The organism is Methylobacterium sp. J-092 (assembly GCF_022829325.1).
In the GTDB taxonomy this organism is placed as follows: domain Bacteria; phylum Pseudomonadota; class Alphaproteobacteria; order Rhizobiales; family Beijerinckiaceae; genus Methylobacterium.
Genome location: NZ_JAKSXU010000076.1, coordinates 85,816 through 99,755 on the forward strand (window position 1 = coordinate 85,816; position 13,940 = coordinate 99,755).

The 13,940-nt window shown below is 68.8% G+C and carries 14 protein-coding genes, 2 tRNA genes and 1 pseudogene; 12 read left to right on the forward strand and 5 right to left on the reverse strand.

Going from position 1 to position 13,940, the window contains the following annotated elements:
- Positions 1–16: 16 nt before the first annotated feature.
- Positions 17–499 (reverse strand): MSMEG_0572/Sll0783 family nitrogen starvation response protein, encoded by a 483-nt coding sequence (locus MKK60_RS08855; protein ID WP_147729031.1) that lies wholly within the window; start codon positions 497–499, stop codon positions 17–19.
- Positions 500–866: 367 nt separating this feature from the next.
- On the opposite strand from MKK60_RS08855, the gene MKK60_RS08860 reads away from it, so the two are divergent.
- From MKK60_RS08860 to MKK60_RS08870, 3 genes are all read left to right on the forward strand, one after another.
- The gene (locus tag MKK60_RS08860; RefSeq protein ID WP_147859825.1) at positions 867–2,318 is read left to right on the forward strand and encodes a PLP-dependent aminotransferase family protein; all 1,452 of its coding nucleotides are present in this window, start codon (positions 867–869) and stop codon (positions 2,316–2,318) included.
- Between the two features lie 142 nt (positions 2,319–2,460).
- Positions 2,461–2,916: an anaerobic typically selenocysteine-containing protein gene (locus MKK60_RS08865; protein WP_147729670.1), complete on the forward strand. Its 456-nt coding sequence runs from the start codon at positions 2,461–2,463 to the stop codon at positions 2,914–2,916.
- A gap of 180 nt (positions 2,917–3,096) precedes the next feature.
- Entirely contained in the window at positions 3,097–3,921 is an 825-nt protein-coding gene (locus tag MKK60_RS08870) for an SGNH/GDSL hydrolase family protein (protein WP_405042981.1), read from the forward strand.
- Between the two features lie 8 nt (positions 3,922–3,929).
- Here MKK60_RS08870 and MKK60_RS08875 read toward each other — a convergent pair whose 3' ends face one another.
- Positions 3,930–4,280: a DUF2171 domain-containing protein gene (locus tag MKK60_RS08875; protein ID WP_243985147.1), complete on the reverse strand. Its 351-nt coding sequence runs from the start codon at positions 4,278–4,280 to the stop codon at positions 3,930–3,932.
- A gap of 260 nt (positions 4,281–4,540) precedes the next feature.
- Between MKK60_RS08875 and rocF the strand changes: the two genes are divergently transcribed.
- From rocF to MKK60_RS08895, 4 genes are all read left to right on the forward strand, one after another.
- Complete coding sequence (gene rocF, locus MKK60_RS08880) at positions 4,541–5,488, forward strand: arginase (protein ID WP_243985148.1); 948 nt, start codon at positions 4,541–4,543, stop codon at positions 5,486–5,488.
- Positions 5,485–6,369, forward strand: coding sequence for an urease accessory protein UreD (locus MKK60_RS08885; protein WP_147843661.1), 885 nt, complete (start codon positions 5,485–5,487; stop codon positions 6,367–6,369). The genes rocF and MKK60_RS08885 overlap by 4 nt, the downstream gene beginning before the upstream one ends.
- Before the next feature lie 187 nt (positions 6,370–6,556).
- Positions 6,557–6,630: transfer RNA gene (locus MKK60_RS08890), tRNA-Cys, on the forward strand.
- Positions 6,631–6,870: 240 nt separating this feature from the next.
- Positions 6,871–6,946 (forward strand) — tRNA-Asn (locus MKK60_RS08895).
- Positions 6,947–7,434: 488 nt separating this feature from the next.
- Here MKK60_RS08895 and MKK60_RS08900 read toward each other — a convergent pair.
- Together MKK60_RS08900 and MKK60_RS08905 are read right to left on the reverse strand one after the other, a co-directional pair.
- Positions 7,435–7,974: a hypothetical protein gene (locus tag MKK60_RS08900; RefSeq protein WP_243985150.1), complete on the reverse strand. Its 540-nt coding sequence runs from the start codon at positions 7,972–7,974 to the stop codon at positions 7,435–7,437.
- Positions 7,974–8,468 carry a hypothetical protein gene (locus MKK60_RS08905; RefSeq protein ID WP_187274893.1) on the reverse strand — a complete coding sequence of 165 codons (495 nt, stop codon included), beginning with the start codon at positions 8,466–8,468 and terminating at the stop codon, positions 7,974–7,976. The genes MKK60_RS08900 and MKK60_RS08905 overlap by 1 nt, the downstream gene beginning before the upstream one ends.
- 805 nt (positions 8,469–9,273) lie before the next feature.
- On the opposite strand from MKK60_RS08905, the gene MKK60_RS08910 reads away from it, so the two are divergent.
- The 3 genes and pseudogenes from MKK60_RS08910 to MKK60_RS08925 all read left to right on the forward strand — a co-directional run.
- Positions 9,274–9,483, forward strand: coding sequence for a hypothetical protein (locus tag MKK60_RS08910; protein ID WP_147728420.1), 210 nt, complete (start codon positions 9,274–9,276; stop codon positions 9,481–9,483).
- A complete protein-coding gene (locus MKK60_RS08915; protein ID WP_243933848.1) occupies positions 9,483–9,761 on the forward strand; it encodes a hypothetical protein in 279 nt (92 codons plus the stop codon). Before MKK60_RS08910 ends, MKK60_RS08915 begins: the two co-directional genes overlap by 1 nt.
- 662 nt (positions 9,762–10,423) lie before the next feature.
- Positions 10,424–10,639 (forward strand): annotated as a pseudogene (locus MKK60_RS08925) (porin family protein); the annotation flags it as partial.
- A 410-nt stretch (positions 10,640–11,049) separates the two neighbouring features.
- Here the strand turns inward: MKK60_RS08925 and MKK60_RS08935 are convergent.
- Positions 11,050–11,481 carry a hypothetical protein gene (locus MKK60_RS08935; protein ID WP_243985152.1) on the reverse strand — a complete coding sequence of 144 codons (432 nt, stop codon included), beginning with the start codon at positions 11,479–11,481 and terminating at the stop codon, positions 11,050–11,052.
- A 670-nt stretch (positions 11,482–12,151) separates the two neighbouring features.
- On the opposite strand from MKK60_RS08935, the gene MKK60_RS08940 reads away from it, so the two are divergent.
- Together MKK60_RS08940 and MKK60_RS08945 are read left to right on the forward strand one after the other, a co-directional pair.
- Positions 12,152–13,204: a DUF2336 domain-containing protein gene (locus tag MKK60_RS08940; protein WP_243985154.1), complete on the forward strand. Its 1,053-nt coding sequence runs from the start codon at positions 12,152–12,154 to the stop codon at positions 13,202–13,204.
- Complete coding sequence (locus tag MKK60_RS08945) at positions 13,201–13,782, forward strand: PilZ domain-containing protein (protein ID WP_243985156.1); 582 nt, start codon at positions 13,201–13,203, stop codon at positions 13,780–13,782. The genes MKK60_RS08940 and MKK60_RS08945 overlap by 4 nt, the downstream gene beginning before the upstream one ends.
- Positions 13,783–13,940 lie beyond the last annotated feature (158 nt).

Consider the following 13,940-nt stretch of genomic DNA (forward strand, 5'->3'; position numbering starts at 1 on the left):
GCCGGCGGCCGGCCGCTCAGACGGTCCAGGTGTCGATGATCACGGCGTTGTCGCGCTTGTGCAGCAGCACGATGTCGAGGACGTCGGTCGGCGCGATCGGGCGGATGCCCTCGATCAGCGAGGGCTCGCCGTGGCCGTAGAGCGCCTGGAGCGCGAAGCGGCAGGCATAGACCTTGCCGCCCTCGGCGATGAACTTCGCGATCTGGTTGTTCATGTTGAGGTGGCCCGGGAACGCCTCGTCGCCGAGCGTCGGGAAGCCGCGCTGGATGCCCAGCGTCACGCCGGGGCCGTAGAGCAGCACCGAGGTGTCGAAGCCCTTGCGCTGGAGGCGCGTGGCCTGGAGCAGGTTCACGAAGCCGATCGAGCCCTCGAACGCGACGGTGTGGAAGGTCACCAGGGCCTTCTGCCCCGGCTCGGCCTTCACGTCCTCGAAGACCTTCTCCTCGTAATCGACGAAGTAATCGCCCTTCTTGTGCTTGTCGGTGCTGACGGCAGGCATCGGCCGCACTCCCTCTTGTGCATCGCGACCTGCGGCGGATCGAATGATCCCGGCCGCAGGTTCAATCGAGGATGGCAATCCCCGTGCCAGCGAGACGCCGACGACGTGCCGTTTCGGCGCCCGGTGCGGGATGCGGTCAATCATGCGGTCAATGGTCAATGCGGCGCGATCGACGTCTGTTTGGAAACGGCGCCGAACGACGCGGCATCTGCCGATAAAATGGGCGCCATTATTGTTAATTCTCTGGCGAGTACTTGACCGGATTGACCGTATCGCTCGCGCGGTTCGCAGCGCTCGGGCGTGCGGCACGCCGATTGCTCCCGATCAATCGACGATTGACTGCATCCTGACCGGTCGGGAGGCGAACATGAGCCGCGCGACGCCGAAATCACGCGTCTCCGGGGCGCCCGCTCCGGGATCGCGCCCGGAAGACGGCTGGTGCCCCGACCTGCGGCGCTTCGGCAAGCCGCACTACCTCGCCATCGTCGAGGCGATCGCCGAGGACGTCCGCACGGGAAAGCTCGCGGTCGCCGAGCGCCTGCCGCCGCAGCGGGTGCTCGCGGCCCGCCTCGCCCTGAACTTCACCACGGTGGCCCGCGGCTACGTGGAGGCGCAAGGCCGCGGCCTCGTCGAGTCGCGGGTCGGCCAGGGCACCTTCGTGTGCGATCCGGCGCGCAGCCTCCAGGCGCCCCGCCCGGCCCTGCCGCGCCGCCGCGGCGCGGTCGACTTCTCGATGAACCTGCCGCCCGAGCCCGACGACCCGCGGCTGCAGGCGCGGATGCGGGCCGGCGTCGCGGCGATCGCCGACGACCTGCCCAACCTCCTGCGCTACCAGGGCTTCGGCGGCACCGACGCCGACAAGGAGGCCGGCGGGCTCTGGCTCGCGCGGCGCGGGGTCGTCGCCGGCCACGACCGGCTCCTGCTCTGCCCCGGCGCGCACAGCGCCCTCGATGCGATCCTCGGCTCGGTGGCGCAGGCCGGCGACGTGCTCTGCACCGAGGCGCTGACCTATGCCGGCATCCGCTCGCTCGCGGCCCATCGCGGCCTGCGGCTCGTCGGCCTGCCGACGGACGCGGACGGGCTGGAGCCCGACGCCTTCGCGGCCGCCTGCACCCGGCTCGCGCCCAAGGCGCTCTACCTCAACCCGACGCTGCAGAACCCGACCACCCAGACGATCGGCCGGGGCCGGCGCGAGGCGATCCTCGCGGTGGCGCGCCGCTACGACGTGGCGATCGTCGAGGACGACGCCTACGGCTTCGTCTGCCCGGACCCGCCCCCGAGCTTCCAGCAGCTGGCACCCGAGATCACCTACTACGTCGCCGGCCTCGCCAAGTGCCTCGGGGCCGGGCTGCGCCTCGCCTACTGCGTCGCGCCGAGCGCCCGCGCGGCGCTGCCGCTGGCCTCGACCCTGCGCGCGGCGACCGTGATGGCCTCGCCGCTCACCACGGCGCTCGCCACGCGCTGGATCCTCGACGGCACCGGCGAGGCGGTGCTCGGCTTCGTCCGCACCGAGTCGCAGGCGCGCCAGGCCATCGCCGCCCGCCTGCTGCCGGGGGAGCTGGTCCGCTCCGATCCGAACGGCTTCCATCTCTGGATGCGGCTGCCCGAGGGCTGGACCCGCTCGGCCTTCGCCAGCCAGGGCCGCGCCGCCGGGCTCGGCGTCGTCGCGAGCGACGCCTTCTGCGCCGCGGGCCCCGCCCCCGAGGCGGTGCGGATCTGCCTCGGCGGCGTCGGCGCCCGCGCCGAGGTCGCCCAGGCGCTCGAGGTGCTGGCTCACGCGCTCGGGCGCGCGCCGACGCTCGCCTCCGCCTACATCTGAGCGCCTGCCCGACCCCGTCGCGAGCCGCCGGTGCGGCGTCGCGTGCCGGAACTCGCCGGCGCCTGCTGCCATTCCGCTCCTATCCCGAGGCCGCGCGACCCCGCGCGATGCCCGTCGCTCACGCTTCTCCGGACGGACCTTCATGCAGCATCTTCGACGCGACCTCGCCGCGGCCGCCCTCCTCGTCCTCGGGACCGCCGCGGGCCATGCCCAGGGCAAGCCCCTGCCCGCGCCGTCGAGCGCCGTGATGCCGCCGGTCGAGCTGACGATCACCGCCGAGGGCGGCAAGCCGGTCTGCGCGCCGGCGGAGCTGCGCCTGCCCGCCAACACCGACGTCGCGCTGCACGTGGTCAGCCACGCCGACACGCCGGTGACGATCACCGCGGCGGGGCTGTTCGAGAACGGCCACGTGCTCCATGCCGACGGCGACCTCGTCCACGTGGCGAGCGAGAAGGGCTACCTGATCAAGCGGGACGGCCAGGGCACCCTGCGCGTGCGCACGCTCGAGGCCGGCGACCACGACTTCGCCTGCACCAGCACGGCCAACAAGAACGCACCGTTCGTGGGCAAGCTCGTGCTCACGCCGCCGGCGAACTGATCGGCGACGCCCACGAGCCGGGGCGTGGCGCGGGCGTCCGAACAGGTATCACCGGAATTCAGCCTTAATTTTGCGTTACGAATTCAATCGGAATTCAACAGGTGTTGCAGACGGGACCTTTCGGTCGGTCCCGTAGGATCGTATTCGGATCCTGCAAGCCCGAACGCTCCGATGGTGCCCGTGCCGAACACCGCGTCCGCCCGCCGCGTCACGAAACCCCTGCGGGGGCTGATTCGCGGCGTCGCCCTGCTCACGGGGTTGTTCGTCCTGCCGAGCGCGGTGCTCGCCTACGCCGACCTCCTCCCGGCCCCGTTCGATTTCGGCCTCGGCGATGCAGTCGCCGAGATCGACCTGCCGCACGTCGCCCGGCAGATCGCCATCGGCGCACCGCTGCGCATCGTCGCCTTCGGCTCGTCCTCGACCGAGGGCATCGGCGCCAGCACGCCGGCCAACGCCTATCCCGCCCGCCTGCAGGCGGATCTCCGCGCCGCCCTGCCGAGCGTCGCCGCGAGCATCACGGTGCTGAACCGCGGCATCGGCGGCGAGCACGTCGACGACATGCTGCGCCGGCTCGAGCGGGACGTGATCGCCGCCGAGCCGCAGCTCGTGATCTGGCAGACCGGCAGCAACGACCCGCTGCGCGGCGTCACCATCGAGCATTTCCGCGAGGCGACGGTCAGCGCCGTGCGCCGGATGCAGGAGGCCGGCATCGACGTCGTGCTGATGGAGCCGCAATGGTGCCCGAAGCTCGACGCCACCCCCGGCTCCGACCGCTTCCGCGACGCGGTGCGCGAGATCGGCGACGCGCTCGACGTGCCGGTGATCCGCCGCGCCGACCTGATGCGCGGCTGGATCCGCGACGGCAAGCTGACCCACAGCCAGCTCTTCTCCGCCGACGGCCTGCACATGGCCGACCGCGGCTACGCCATGCTCGCCAAGGCCGCCGCCGCCGCGATCATCGAGGATGCCGGCCGCGTCCAGGTCACCGAGGCGGTCGCCGAGTAGCGCCCGGCTCAGCGCTTCGGCCCGTCCGTCGGCTTGTCCGCCCGATCCCACTGCGCCTTCGCCTCGGCCGCCGGCTTCGTCAGCAGCACCTTGCCGTCCACCGTGCCGATCCACGCGATCGGCACGGCGTGATGGCGTCCGCCGGCATCCCGGTCGGTCTCGGCCAGGACGATGGTGCCGTTCTCGACCTTGTCGACGGTGCCGACATGCGCCCCGTCGGCGCCGACCACCTCCATGTGCTCGGCGATGCGGGCGGCGCCCGCCGCCGGCGTGGTCTGCGCCACGGCCGCGGGCGCGAGCAGGATCGCCGCGGCGCAGGCGAAAGCGCGGCACCCGACGGTCTGCAAACGGTTCGGCATGGGCGATCTCCCTCGCTGCGCCGCGGCCGGCGTCCCTGCCAACCGCCCGGGGCCCCGCCCGTTTCCCCGCGCCGGGCCGGCCGCTGGCCCGCGGCTTGCGCATGCCCTATCGCGGCGTGAGCCTTCGCATGGCAGGCCTTGGTGTCGCCGGCCGCTCCCGGCCGAGGCCCGAGGCGGCGGCCCCGACACGGGCTCGTCGCGCAAGCGTGTCACGCCGCACGGCGCAGGAACCGGCCCGGTTCCGTACGGACGAGGTGGGGATGGACGGCCCGGAACGTATCGCGATCCTCGGCGCGCCGACGGAGGTCGGCACCAGCGAGCCCGGCTCCGTGATGGGCCCGGCCGCCCTGCGCACCGCGGGCCTCGTCCGCACCCTGCGCGACCTCGGCCACGCGGTGGCCGACCATGGCGATGCGGTGCCCGACGGGCCGGCCGACGCGGTCGGCAGGCCCGCGGTCGCGGCCTGGACCCGGGCGCTCGCCCGCCAGGTCGAGGCCGCCCTCGACGCGGGCGACCTGCCCGTGGTCGTCGGCGGGGATCACAGCCTGTCGCTCGGGACCGTCGAGGGGGCGATGCGCCACTGCGCGCGGACCGGCCGGCCGCTCTTCGTGCTCTGGCTCGACGCGCATGCCGACTTCAACACCCCGGAGACCTCGCCTTCGGGGAACCTGCACGGCATGCCGCTGGCGGCGCTCTGCGGCGAGCCGGGCCTGTCCGACCTGTTCGCCGACCCCGACCGCCCGGCCCTCGACCCGACCCGCGTCCACCTGTTCGGCCTGCGCTCGATCGATGCCGGCGAGCGGGCCCTCGTGGCCGCGCGCAACGTCGAGGTCACCGACATGCGCCACATCGACGAGTTCGGCGTCGTGGCGCCGCTCCGGCGCAGCCTGGAGCGGGTCGCCGAGGTCTCGGGCCACCTCCATGTCAGCTTCGACATCGACTTCCTCGATCCCGGCCTCGCGCCGGCCGTCGGCACCACGGTGCCCGGCGGGGCGACGTTCCGCGAGGCGCACCTGATCATGGAGATGCTGCACGATTCCGGCCTCGTCGGCTCGCTCGACGTGGTCGAGCTCAACCCGTTCCTGGACGAGCGCGGCCGCAGCGCCCGCGTGCTGGTGGAGCTGGTCGCGAGCCTGTTCGGCCGCCGCATCCTCGACCGCCCGACCCCGCCGATCGCCGCCGTGCCTGCGCCCACGACGCGCGGATGAGCGACCGGCTCGCCGTTTCGGACCGGACCGACGCCGTCTCGCCCGAGACCGCGCCGGCGCGCCAGCGCTCGGTCGGCCGGGTGATGCTGCGCGTCGCCGCCGACGGCGCCGGCACGGCGACGCGGATCGCGGACCTCGCCGAATCCGGCCCCTCGCGCCTGCGCTTCCCGCGCGCGCATGGGGGCGCCGCGGAGGCGATCCTGGTCAACACCGCCGGCGGGATCGCCTGCGGCGACGACTTCGCGGTCTCGCTCGCGCTCGAGGCCGGGGCCGGCCTCGTCCTCACCACGACCGCGGCGGAGAAGATCTACCGCTCGGACGGGCCGGTGAGCCAAATCGCGAACCGCGTCGCCCTCGGCCCGGGGGCCCGGCTGGCCTGGCTGCCGCAGGAGACGATCGTGTTCGACCGCGCCCGCCTGCGGCGGCGCTTCGAGGCCGATCTCGCCCCCGATGCCGGGCTCCTGGTGTTCGAGGCCGTGGCCTTCGGCCGGGCCGCCCGCGGCGAGCGGGTGGAGGCGGGGCTGTTCGAGGACGTCTGGCGCATCCGGCGGGGCGGCCGCCTCGTCTACGCCGACAGCCTGCGCCTCGACGGACCGATCGCCGCCCGCCTCGCGCGGCCCGCGATCGGCGGCGGCGCCAGGGCCTGCGCGACGGTGCTCGACCTCTCCCCCGGGGCGGAGGCGCGCCTGGACGAGGCCCGGGGCCTGCTGGCGGAATGCGGCGCGAACGCCGGCTCGGGGGTCGAGGCCGGCGCGAGCGCCTGGAACGGCCACCTCGCGATCCGCCTCCTCGCCACCGATCTCGGGCCGCTTCGCGCCGTCGCCGCCCGCCTGCTCGTCCGCTACCGCGGCGTGGCGCTCCCGCGGGTGTGGCAGGCCTGAGGGCTCGGCGGCTTTCGACGGCCGGCGGTCCTTCGAAAGCGCGAATGCCCGACGATCCTGCGGAGATACGGCCTCGCGCCCGTTGCTCAGCGCCCGCCTCGTCTGCTAGAGACCCCTCACCCCGCGCCGGCCGCCCGGCACGGGATCTTGCGGGCGCCCCGTTTCGACGGCCGCGCCGGAGCGACGAGGCCTCGTGGCGGAGTGGTTACGCAGAGGACTGCAAATCCTTGCACCCCGGTTCGATTCCGGGCGAGGCCTCCACGTCACGTCCTCCCATCTACTTTTCCTTGACCCATCCCCGGCGATCGATCGCAGGCGTTGCGCGTCCTCCGGCATCGCGACGCGAAGCCTGCGCCTCGTGGCGCGGCCGCCTCGTGGCCCCGGCGCAACCCTGCTGCCGAGGTTCCATTCGCGCCGCCCGAGGCAGCCCGCGCGAAATGCAAAACATCCACCCGAGGCCCTTGCGCGCCGTACCGACGCTGTGTAGATCACCCCCCGTGATCCCCGATAGCTCAGTTGGTAGAGCAGGCGACTGTTAATCGCCTTGTCGCAGGTTCGAGTCCTGCTCGGGGAGCCATCACTTCTCCAAGCCATTTTTCGGATTGATCTTTTCGCTCCGAACCCCGCACCGGTTCAGGAGAAGCGGAGATGGACATTCGAGCTGCTGCCCTCTCTGCGACCCGCTCGGCGAGTTTCGCTCGGTCGGCTCCGCGCGGGTAGGTCGCGCGCTCGCGGCTCCCCTCAGCCCATCCGAACCAGGCGTTCCATTCGGCCTCCGTGGCGCCCTCCTCCGCCGCGCGCCCGCCTTGCGCAGACCGTGCGCTGCGCCAGCTCGCAGCATCACTCCGAACCGCGGCGCATATGGCGGACCGGGCGGTCATCGCCGCCTTCCTCGAGGACGCGGCGACGACCATGGCCGCTCACAACCCGCTGTCTCGAACGAGCGCGGGCGCTCGGCGCCACTGGACCGGGCGGCAGCGAGAATTCGCATCGTTCGGCCGCCGATGCCCACGGTGGGCCGGAGGCTCGGTTCGATGCCCTGCCACCTCACGGCAGTTGATACGGTCAGGTCGGATCTTCGGTCAGGTCTTTGAACTCGTCCTTGAGGCAAGCATGCACGCGCCTGAGCCATAGCTGAGCTTCAGCCTCTTCAGCCTTGGCGGCCTCTGCCTGCTTCTCTGCAAGCTTCGCCCTGGCTTCCGACAGCCGAGCCAGTTCCTCAGCCCTCTCGGCACGTGCGATGGCCGCGGCCGCTGAAGCTTCGGCAGCCTCGGCGCGCCGTTCGGCCTCTTCGGTGTGCTTGAGGCTACGGCGAATGATCGACTGAGACTGGCGGGACACCTCCTGCGCGAAATCGCGTGCCCGGCGCACGCGGTCTCCAACGTCGCGGATCAGGTCGAGCGCGGCAGGCCAGTCGGTTTCGCCAGGACCGACATCCGCAAGCCTTGACGGTGAGATGCCCGGCTCCACGAAGAGGGGTACGATCTTGCTGTTGGAAGGCAGCCCGGCCGCCAACTCGGAGCTGCTGCGCCAAGCATCGTCGGCCGAGATATCACGTCCGGCCGGGCGGACGGTGATTGCAGGACGCTGAGCTGAGTTCGGCATCACGCAGTCCTCTTCACATCTGGCTCAAGGGTGAACTCGCTCGCGATCGTGTCGTAGACGCGTGTGAGCCACTCCTCCGCGATCCGCGCTCGCTCTTCGGCCGCCTTTACCCTCTCGTCGGCCAGCTTCAGCATGGCGTCGGCACGGCTCTGAATTTCAGCGGTGCGCGCCTCAGCGACTCGGACCCGCTCGGCGGCGTTGCGGACATCTTCGCGGACGCGGTCGAGCACCTCCTGGACGCGCAGCTCCTGTTCTTGAGCCTGCGCCTCGACCTCGCGGGCGTGATTGGCCGCATGCCGAACCCGCTCGATCAGCTTCGACCAATCTTGTGGCGAGGAACGACGGGTGGGAGCGCCTCCACCACCGATGTCGTCGAGAGGCCCGACCAACCTCAACACGTTGGCCAGGTGGGTGTCGGTCGAGGAGGTCACATTCGTAGGCGCTTCGAGTTCGGAGGGGCTCTCCCAGGGGTATCGCTTGCTCGGACCCGTCATGACGCTTTCATTTCGCCTGGCTTCGTTCCGGAACCGCCATCCCGGGCTCACGGTGTGAGCATGTCCAAGAAGCCTAAAATATACTGATGTGTCTACCTGGCGCGCTTCTTATTGCCTTTAATTGAGATCGCTTCCGCGCGGCGGTTCTTTATTGAGAGACCGTTGTGGCGGTTGAAACACAACATGCCGAGGAGCGCTGACATATGTAGCGTCAGATGCTCGATAACCTCGGCGCTCAGATCTGCCACCGGTGCCGGAAGCCCGCTCGCTCTCGGGGGTATGGACTCCCGACACGGTCGTCGCACAATCAGCCGCTGGCACCCAACCCCTCGTGCTCCCCCGCTACTCCCAGTCGGCGGCCGATCCTTCGGCAGCCCGCTCCAGGAACGTGGCCGGGGCCTTCCAGCCAACCTCCGCGCCGTTCGGATCGCCCCGATCCGGCGGCACGTAGCGACCGCGGTTGTCCTTCAGGCGCCGTCCCTCGCGAGAGGCATCGGCGTGGCTCCGTTGAATGGAGCCCCTACGATCCGGCCGGCGTATGAAAGTCGAAATGGCGTGCGCGGTCAGCGGTCGAAAATAATTTTCGGCAGCCGCTGACGGAATCGGGTTGCGCCTGACCCTGTCGGCCCGTGTACGCACTGGGTCCGCCCAACGTCGGGTCACGAGGGTGCGAGAGCAGGTTGTCGGCTGGAATGTAGGCGGCGGCCCTGCTCGAAGGGGCAAACAGGACCGTCGCAACAGATCGAGCGACCTGCTGGCCGCGGATGCGGCGGCGCCCACGGTGGATCAGATGGGTTGCTGAGGGATGAGCGATGAGACGACGGCTCTGGTCCTGGCGCTCGCGACCGAGAACGCGGAATTGCGCGCGGCGCTCGCCGAGGCTCAGGAACTCTTAATCGAGACCGCCGTCGATGCCGGCGAGATGCATGCCCGTGTCGAGGAATTGCAGATGGAGCTGGCCGTGGCACGTGCGGACCGTGATGCCTGGATGATCCGCGCGAGGCGGCAGGCCTGATGATCGACCCCTATACCTGCCAGCCACGCGATACGGAATTTCGGACCCTGCTGGGAGCGCTCGACGACAACCTGCGAACGCGCACCATCCACAACCTGGCCAGGCTTCGCGTCGATCGCGAGGGCGGCGAGGGTACGTATCGGGACATGCTGGCCCTGATCGCCGCCGGGGGCACCGGCGCGCTCGCGGCCCAGCGTGCCCTGGACCGTGTCCACGAGAGAGCCGAGAGGAACCTCTCGGACGTCCTGGCGGCCTTAGCAGAGGCCAGCGCCACCTGACGGCTCGGGACGGATTTGCCGACCGCGAATGCGGCGCAGACCACAGCCGGCAGATCGATGGCCGCCGAGCTATCCAGACCGCTGTTCCTACCCGATCGACGGGCGCGAGCTGTCGGCCATGGTCCGGTTCCGGCGTGCCGGCGGCGCCTGCGAGGGCTGCGGATGACCGCATGGGCACATGGTCTCCCACCTGGGCGACGGGCGGTGGCGGAATGCCGAGGTTAACGCCTGGCGTGACGGGAAGGGCAAGAGCCTCACCGTGCTGCCGCGTGAACCACGACCGGCCCGAGCATCAGCGACAGCGAACGCCGTTCCGGCGCCGTGCGCTGGGCGACCTATTCGGCGGCACCGAACTGCGCCCACGGGCCAGCCAGGCGCCCGACTGCAGCGCCCTCGAAGCGGATCCCTTCGGCAGTCAGTCAGGGTGTGAACTTTGGGGGTAACGCGCGTAGTGCGACCCAGGAAAGCCAGGCCGAGACAGCAGGGCTGTTTGCCCACCAGGGACTTACGTGAAAGCGTGCGGATGGCGGGGCGCGCCTCATGATGCGAGGGCGTGATTGGATCAGAATAGAGGGATTGCAGGTGTGTCTTAGTCGCTACAGCAACTGCGCGGGAAAAGGGTATCTAGCAGTCAACTAGGCACACCGATCGGCACCCGACATATGAACAAGATCCTTACGTCCCTCGCAGCCTTCACGGCTCTCACCGCTGCCGCGTCCGCCGCCGACCTTCCGCGTCGCGCCCCGCCGCCGGTGTTCACCCCGGTTCCGGTGTTCACCTGGACGGGCGCGTACTTCGGTATCAATGCCGGCTACGGCTTCGATGCCAACGACAACCGCGGCGCCACCGTCGTCGGCGTCTCGCCCGGCAACGCGATCTTCGCCGGCCCGGCCGGCGGCGGAGCGCGACGCGGAAGGTCGGCGGCCGAAGCGGCAGCGGTGAGAGCCGTGAAGGCTGCGAGGGACGTAAGGATCTTGTTCATATCTAGGGTACCGATCGGTATGTCTGGTTGACGGATAAAATACCGTTTTCTCAGCGAGTAGATGTAGCGTTCAGGACACACCGACGATCCCTATATTCTTATCCAGACACGCTCTCTCATCGTTGAGGCGTGTCCTTCTTGAGCGCGTCTTCTTATAAGCCTTTGATGCGAAGGCGAGCTTGCCTCTCGGGCGTGGCTTTCTCAGGCTGCGCCACAGGCGTTCCCCCCGGAGTTAACACCCTGCCTGATGACCGAGAGGCATGCGCATTTAGACTTCGTTTTAGGCGGTCGCCGGGTCGGCTCTCGTCATGGCAGGTAGGCCCCCCGAAACAGGTCTCCCAGCGCCCTGCGCCGAAACAGCGTTCGCCACCGCCGCCGCTGATGCTCCGGCCGGTCATGGTTCACATGGCAGCGCTGGCAGAACGCGGCGAGGTTGGCGCCCGTGTTGTTGGCGGTGTCGTGGTCCCGATGCGCCGTCGCGAGCACGACGCGTGTCGTGCGCAGGCTTCCCGTCAGGTCATCCAGGGTCGGCAGTTCGGCGAGGCTTTTGCCCCGCCCGTCGCGCCAGGCTCCGATGCTGGCATCCCACCAGCGCCCATCACCTAGATGGTAGACCATGCGCCCATGCGGCCGTCCGCAGCCCTCACAGGCGCTGCCAGCGCGCTGAAACCGGACCATGGCCGACAATTCGCGCCAGTCGATCGGGTAGAAGAAGCGGTGCTCTCGCCGGATCGGCATTTTGCGATCCTCGAAGTGGCGCAGGCGTCGCGTGAAGCTTAGAAGTGAAACGGTTCGCCGTGCCGTGTCTAAAGCGTCACACGTCGGGGACAAGCCGCTTTCCGATCGCAACTGTCTGCCAGACCGAAAATGCAACGCTTGGCAGGTTGTTCGCTGCAGCGCAGCGACTAGGTTCGCAGTGCGGGACGGCGATGGTGTCGCGGTCCCGCTGTCCTTCTTGGACGTTTCCTCCCAAGACTTCGGGCCGCTCCTTCGGGGGTGGCCTTTTTTCGTTAAGCAGCAGCGCCCCTATCCGCACCTAGCCATAGGACGTCGTTGGCCACTGGATGCGATTGTATCCCGCTCCGTTCGCAACGCTGTCACTTCAGCCTGCAGGACCTCGACACGGGCGTGCAATCTCGCCGACATCGACGGCGGTCTCGACCAGGTGTTCCTGCGCCTCGGCCAGCGCCGCGCGCAGTTCGATGTTCTCGGTTACGATGAACCTCGCTACACTTATGGCTTCTAATTGTATGAATTGACAGCTTATTAAGACGGTCTGTGCTTAGTTTAAACCGTTCTGATGCCATTAATTTTCGCATCAAGGTTTGATATGCGCTCTAACGTCCAAGCTGTAGTCTCCGACGTTGAAGCCGCGGTGGTTGGGGGCGACCCCGAACGACGTCGTACGATGCTGCGTAGTGTGGCGGGCTTGTTCGTTGGCCAAGCCGCCGACCTGAGCGAGGATCAGGTTGCAGCCTTCGATGCGGTCATTCTTCGGCTAGCGCGGGACATCGAGACTACTGCTCGGGCCGAACTTGCCGAACACCTGGCTAATGTCGCCAACGCCCCTCGCAGCGTTGTGCGCGACCTCGCCCTGGACGCATCGGTCGTCGTAGCTGGCCCGGTGCTGGAACGCTCTTCTCGCTTGGACGAGAATGACCTTGTCCTTGTGGCCGAACAACGTGGTCAAGGGCATCTCATGGCCATCACGCGCCGTACCAGCCTTAGCGAACGTGTCACCGACGTGCTTGTCACGCGAGGTGATCGCGACGTCGTGCGCTCCGTGGCCGACAATGATGGCGCTCGCTTCTCGGAGGTTGGCCATCGCACGTTGGTGACCCGTGCGAGCCATGACAGCGTACTGCAGGCGAGCTTGACCAAGCGTGCCGACATCCCGCCCGCATATCGCAAACGCCTCGTCGAGCTGGCTCAAGCACGCGCCCAACAAAGCCTTGGCGCTGAGTTCAACGGCCAAGCAGCAGCGACGGACGCTGTCAGCCGAGCAGCTTCCCTGCTGCGAGCACCGGTGAGAGACGATGCACTTCTGGTCGCCGAGGTCGCAGTTGCCACAAAGGCGCGCAAGACCGACCTCAACGAGTTCGTTGTGTGTGAATGGCTGGAAAGAGGGGATGAGACCGAAGCCCTCGTGGCGCTGGCGCGGTTGGCGGGTGTACCAAGTCGGACGGCCTTGCAGGCCTACGAGACCGAAAGCCACGAGCCGCTTCTGATCCTTGTCCGGGCGAGCAAGTGTGGTTGGCGGACCCTTAAGCTGTTCCTGACTGCGAAGACGGGCCGGCGGCCCGAGCCGCGAGAGATGCAGGGCTTAGTGGAGGCATTCCAGACGTTGGCCGTTGCCACGGCGCAACGAGTAGCGCGCTTTGCAGCAACACAGGAGGTAGCGCAGCGAATGGAGGCGCCTGTTCCGGCCTCGATGGCAGCACGGTCAAACGCAGCGTCATGAGTTTGTCCCGAAAGCCACCTGCTCGGCTTTGTCCGGTCGTTCTTCCGGCCCTTTGGCATACCTACGAGGGTCCTGAGCATCATGCAGTCACGGTCGATCTTTCCGCCGCCGGCATAAAGCTGCGTGCATCTCGACTGCCGCAGGTCGAGCGAGCAATCAACTGCCAGATCCGCGGCTTCGAGCCGATGCAAGCTCGCGTTGTCTCGGTTGGCGTGTGCGACTTTCTGATCAAGCTCACGGGGCAAACACCGGCACCCGTGGAGGTTGTACGTCGCCTCATCGAACTCGGGAAGCAGCAGGCGCGGGAGTTCGACTCGGTTCGGATTAATCGCCGGATCGTACCGACCCAAACAAAGGTCGAGGTTCGGCTGGCAGCCGGCATGACAGTATCAGCGACGGTCCTGAACCTATCGGCCTCGGGCATTGCGCTGCATTTGGAGGTACCCCTGGCGTTAGGGCAAGCGATTACGGTTGGGTCTCACGCTGCGATTGTGACGCGGCATCTTCCGGAAGGCATTGGCGCGGTCTTCGTTGAGACGTTCGATCAAGGTGCGATCCACAAAGGCATGGTGCTTTGAACGCGGCTTCAGCACTGTGTAAGACCCCGTTTCATAATGGGCAGAACAGCTTAGCTATTGGGTGAGCGGCGAGCATCGCGGGCGTTGGGAGAGTGTCTGACGCTCACCCAGGAACCCCGATGTGGACGCCCGCCGCCCGCGCCGAGCTTGCGCGCGAG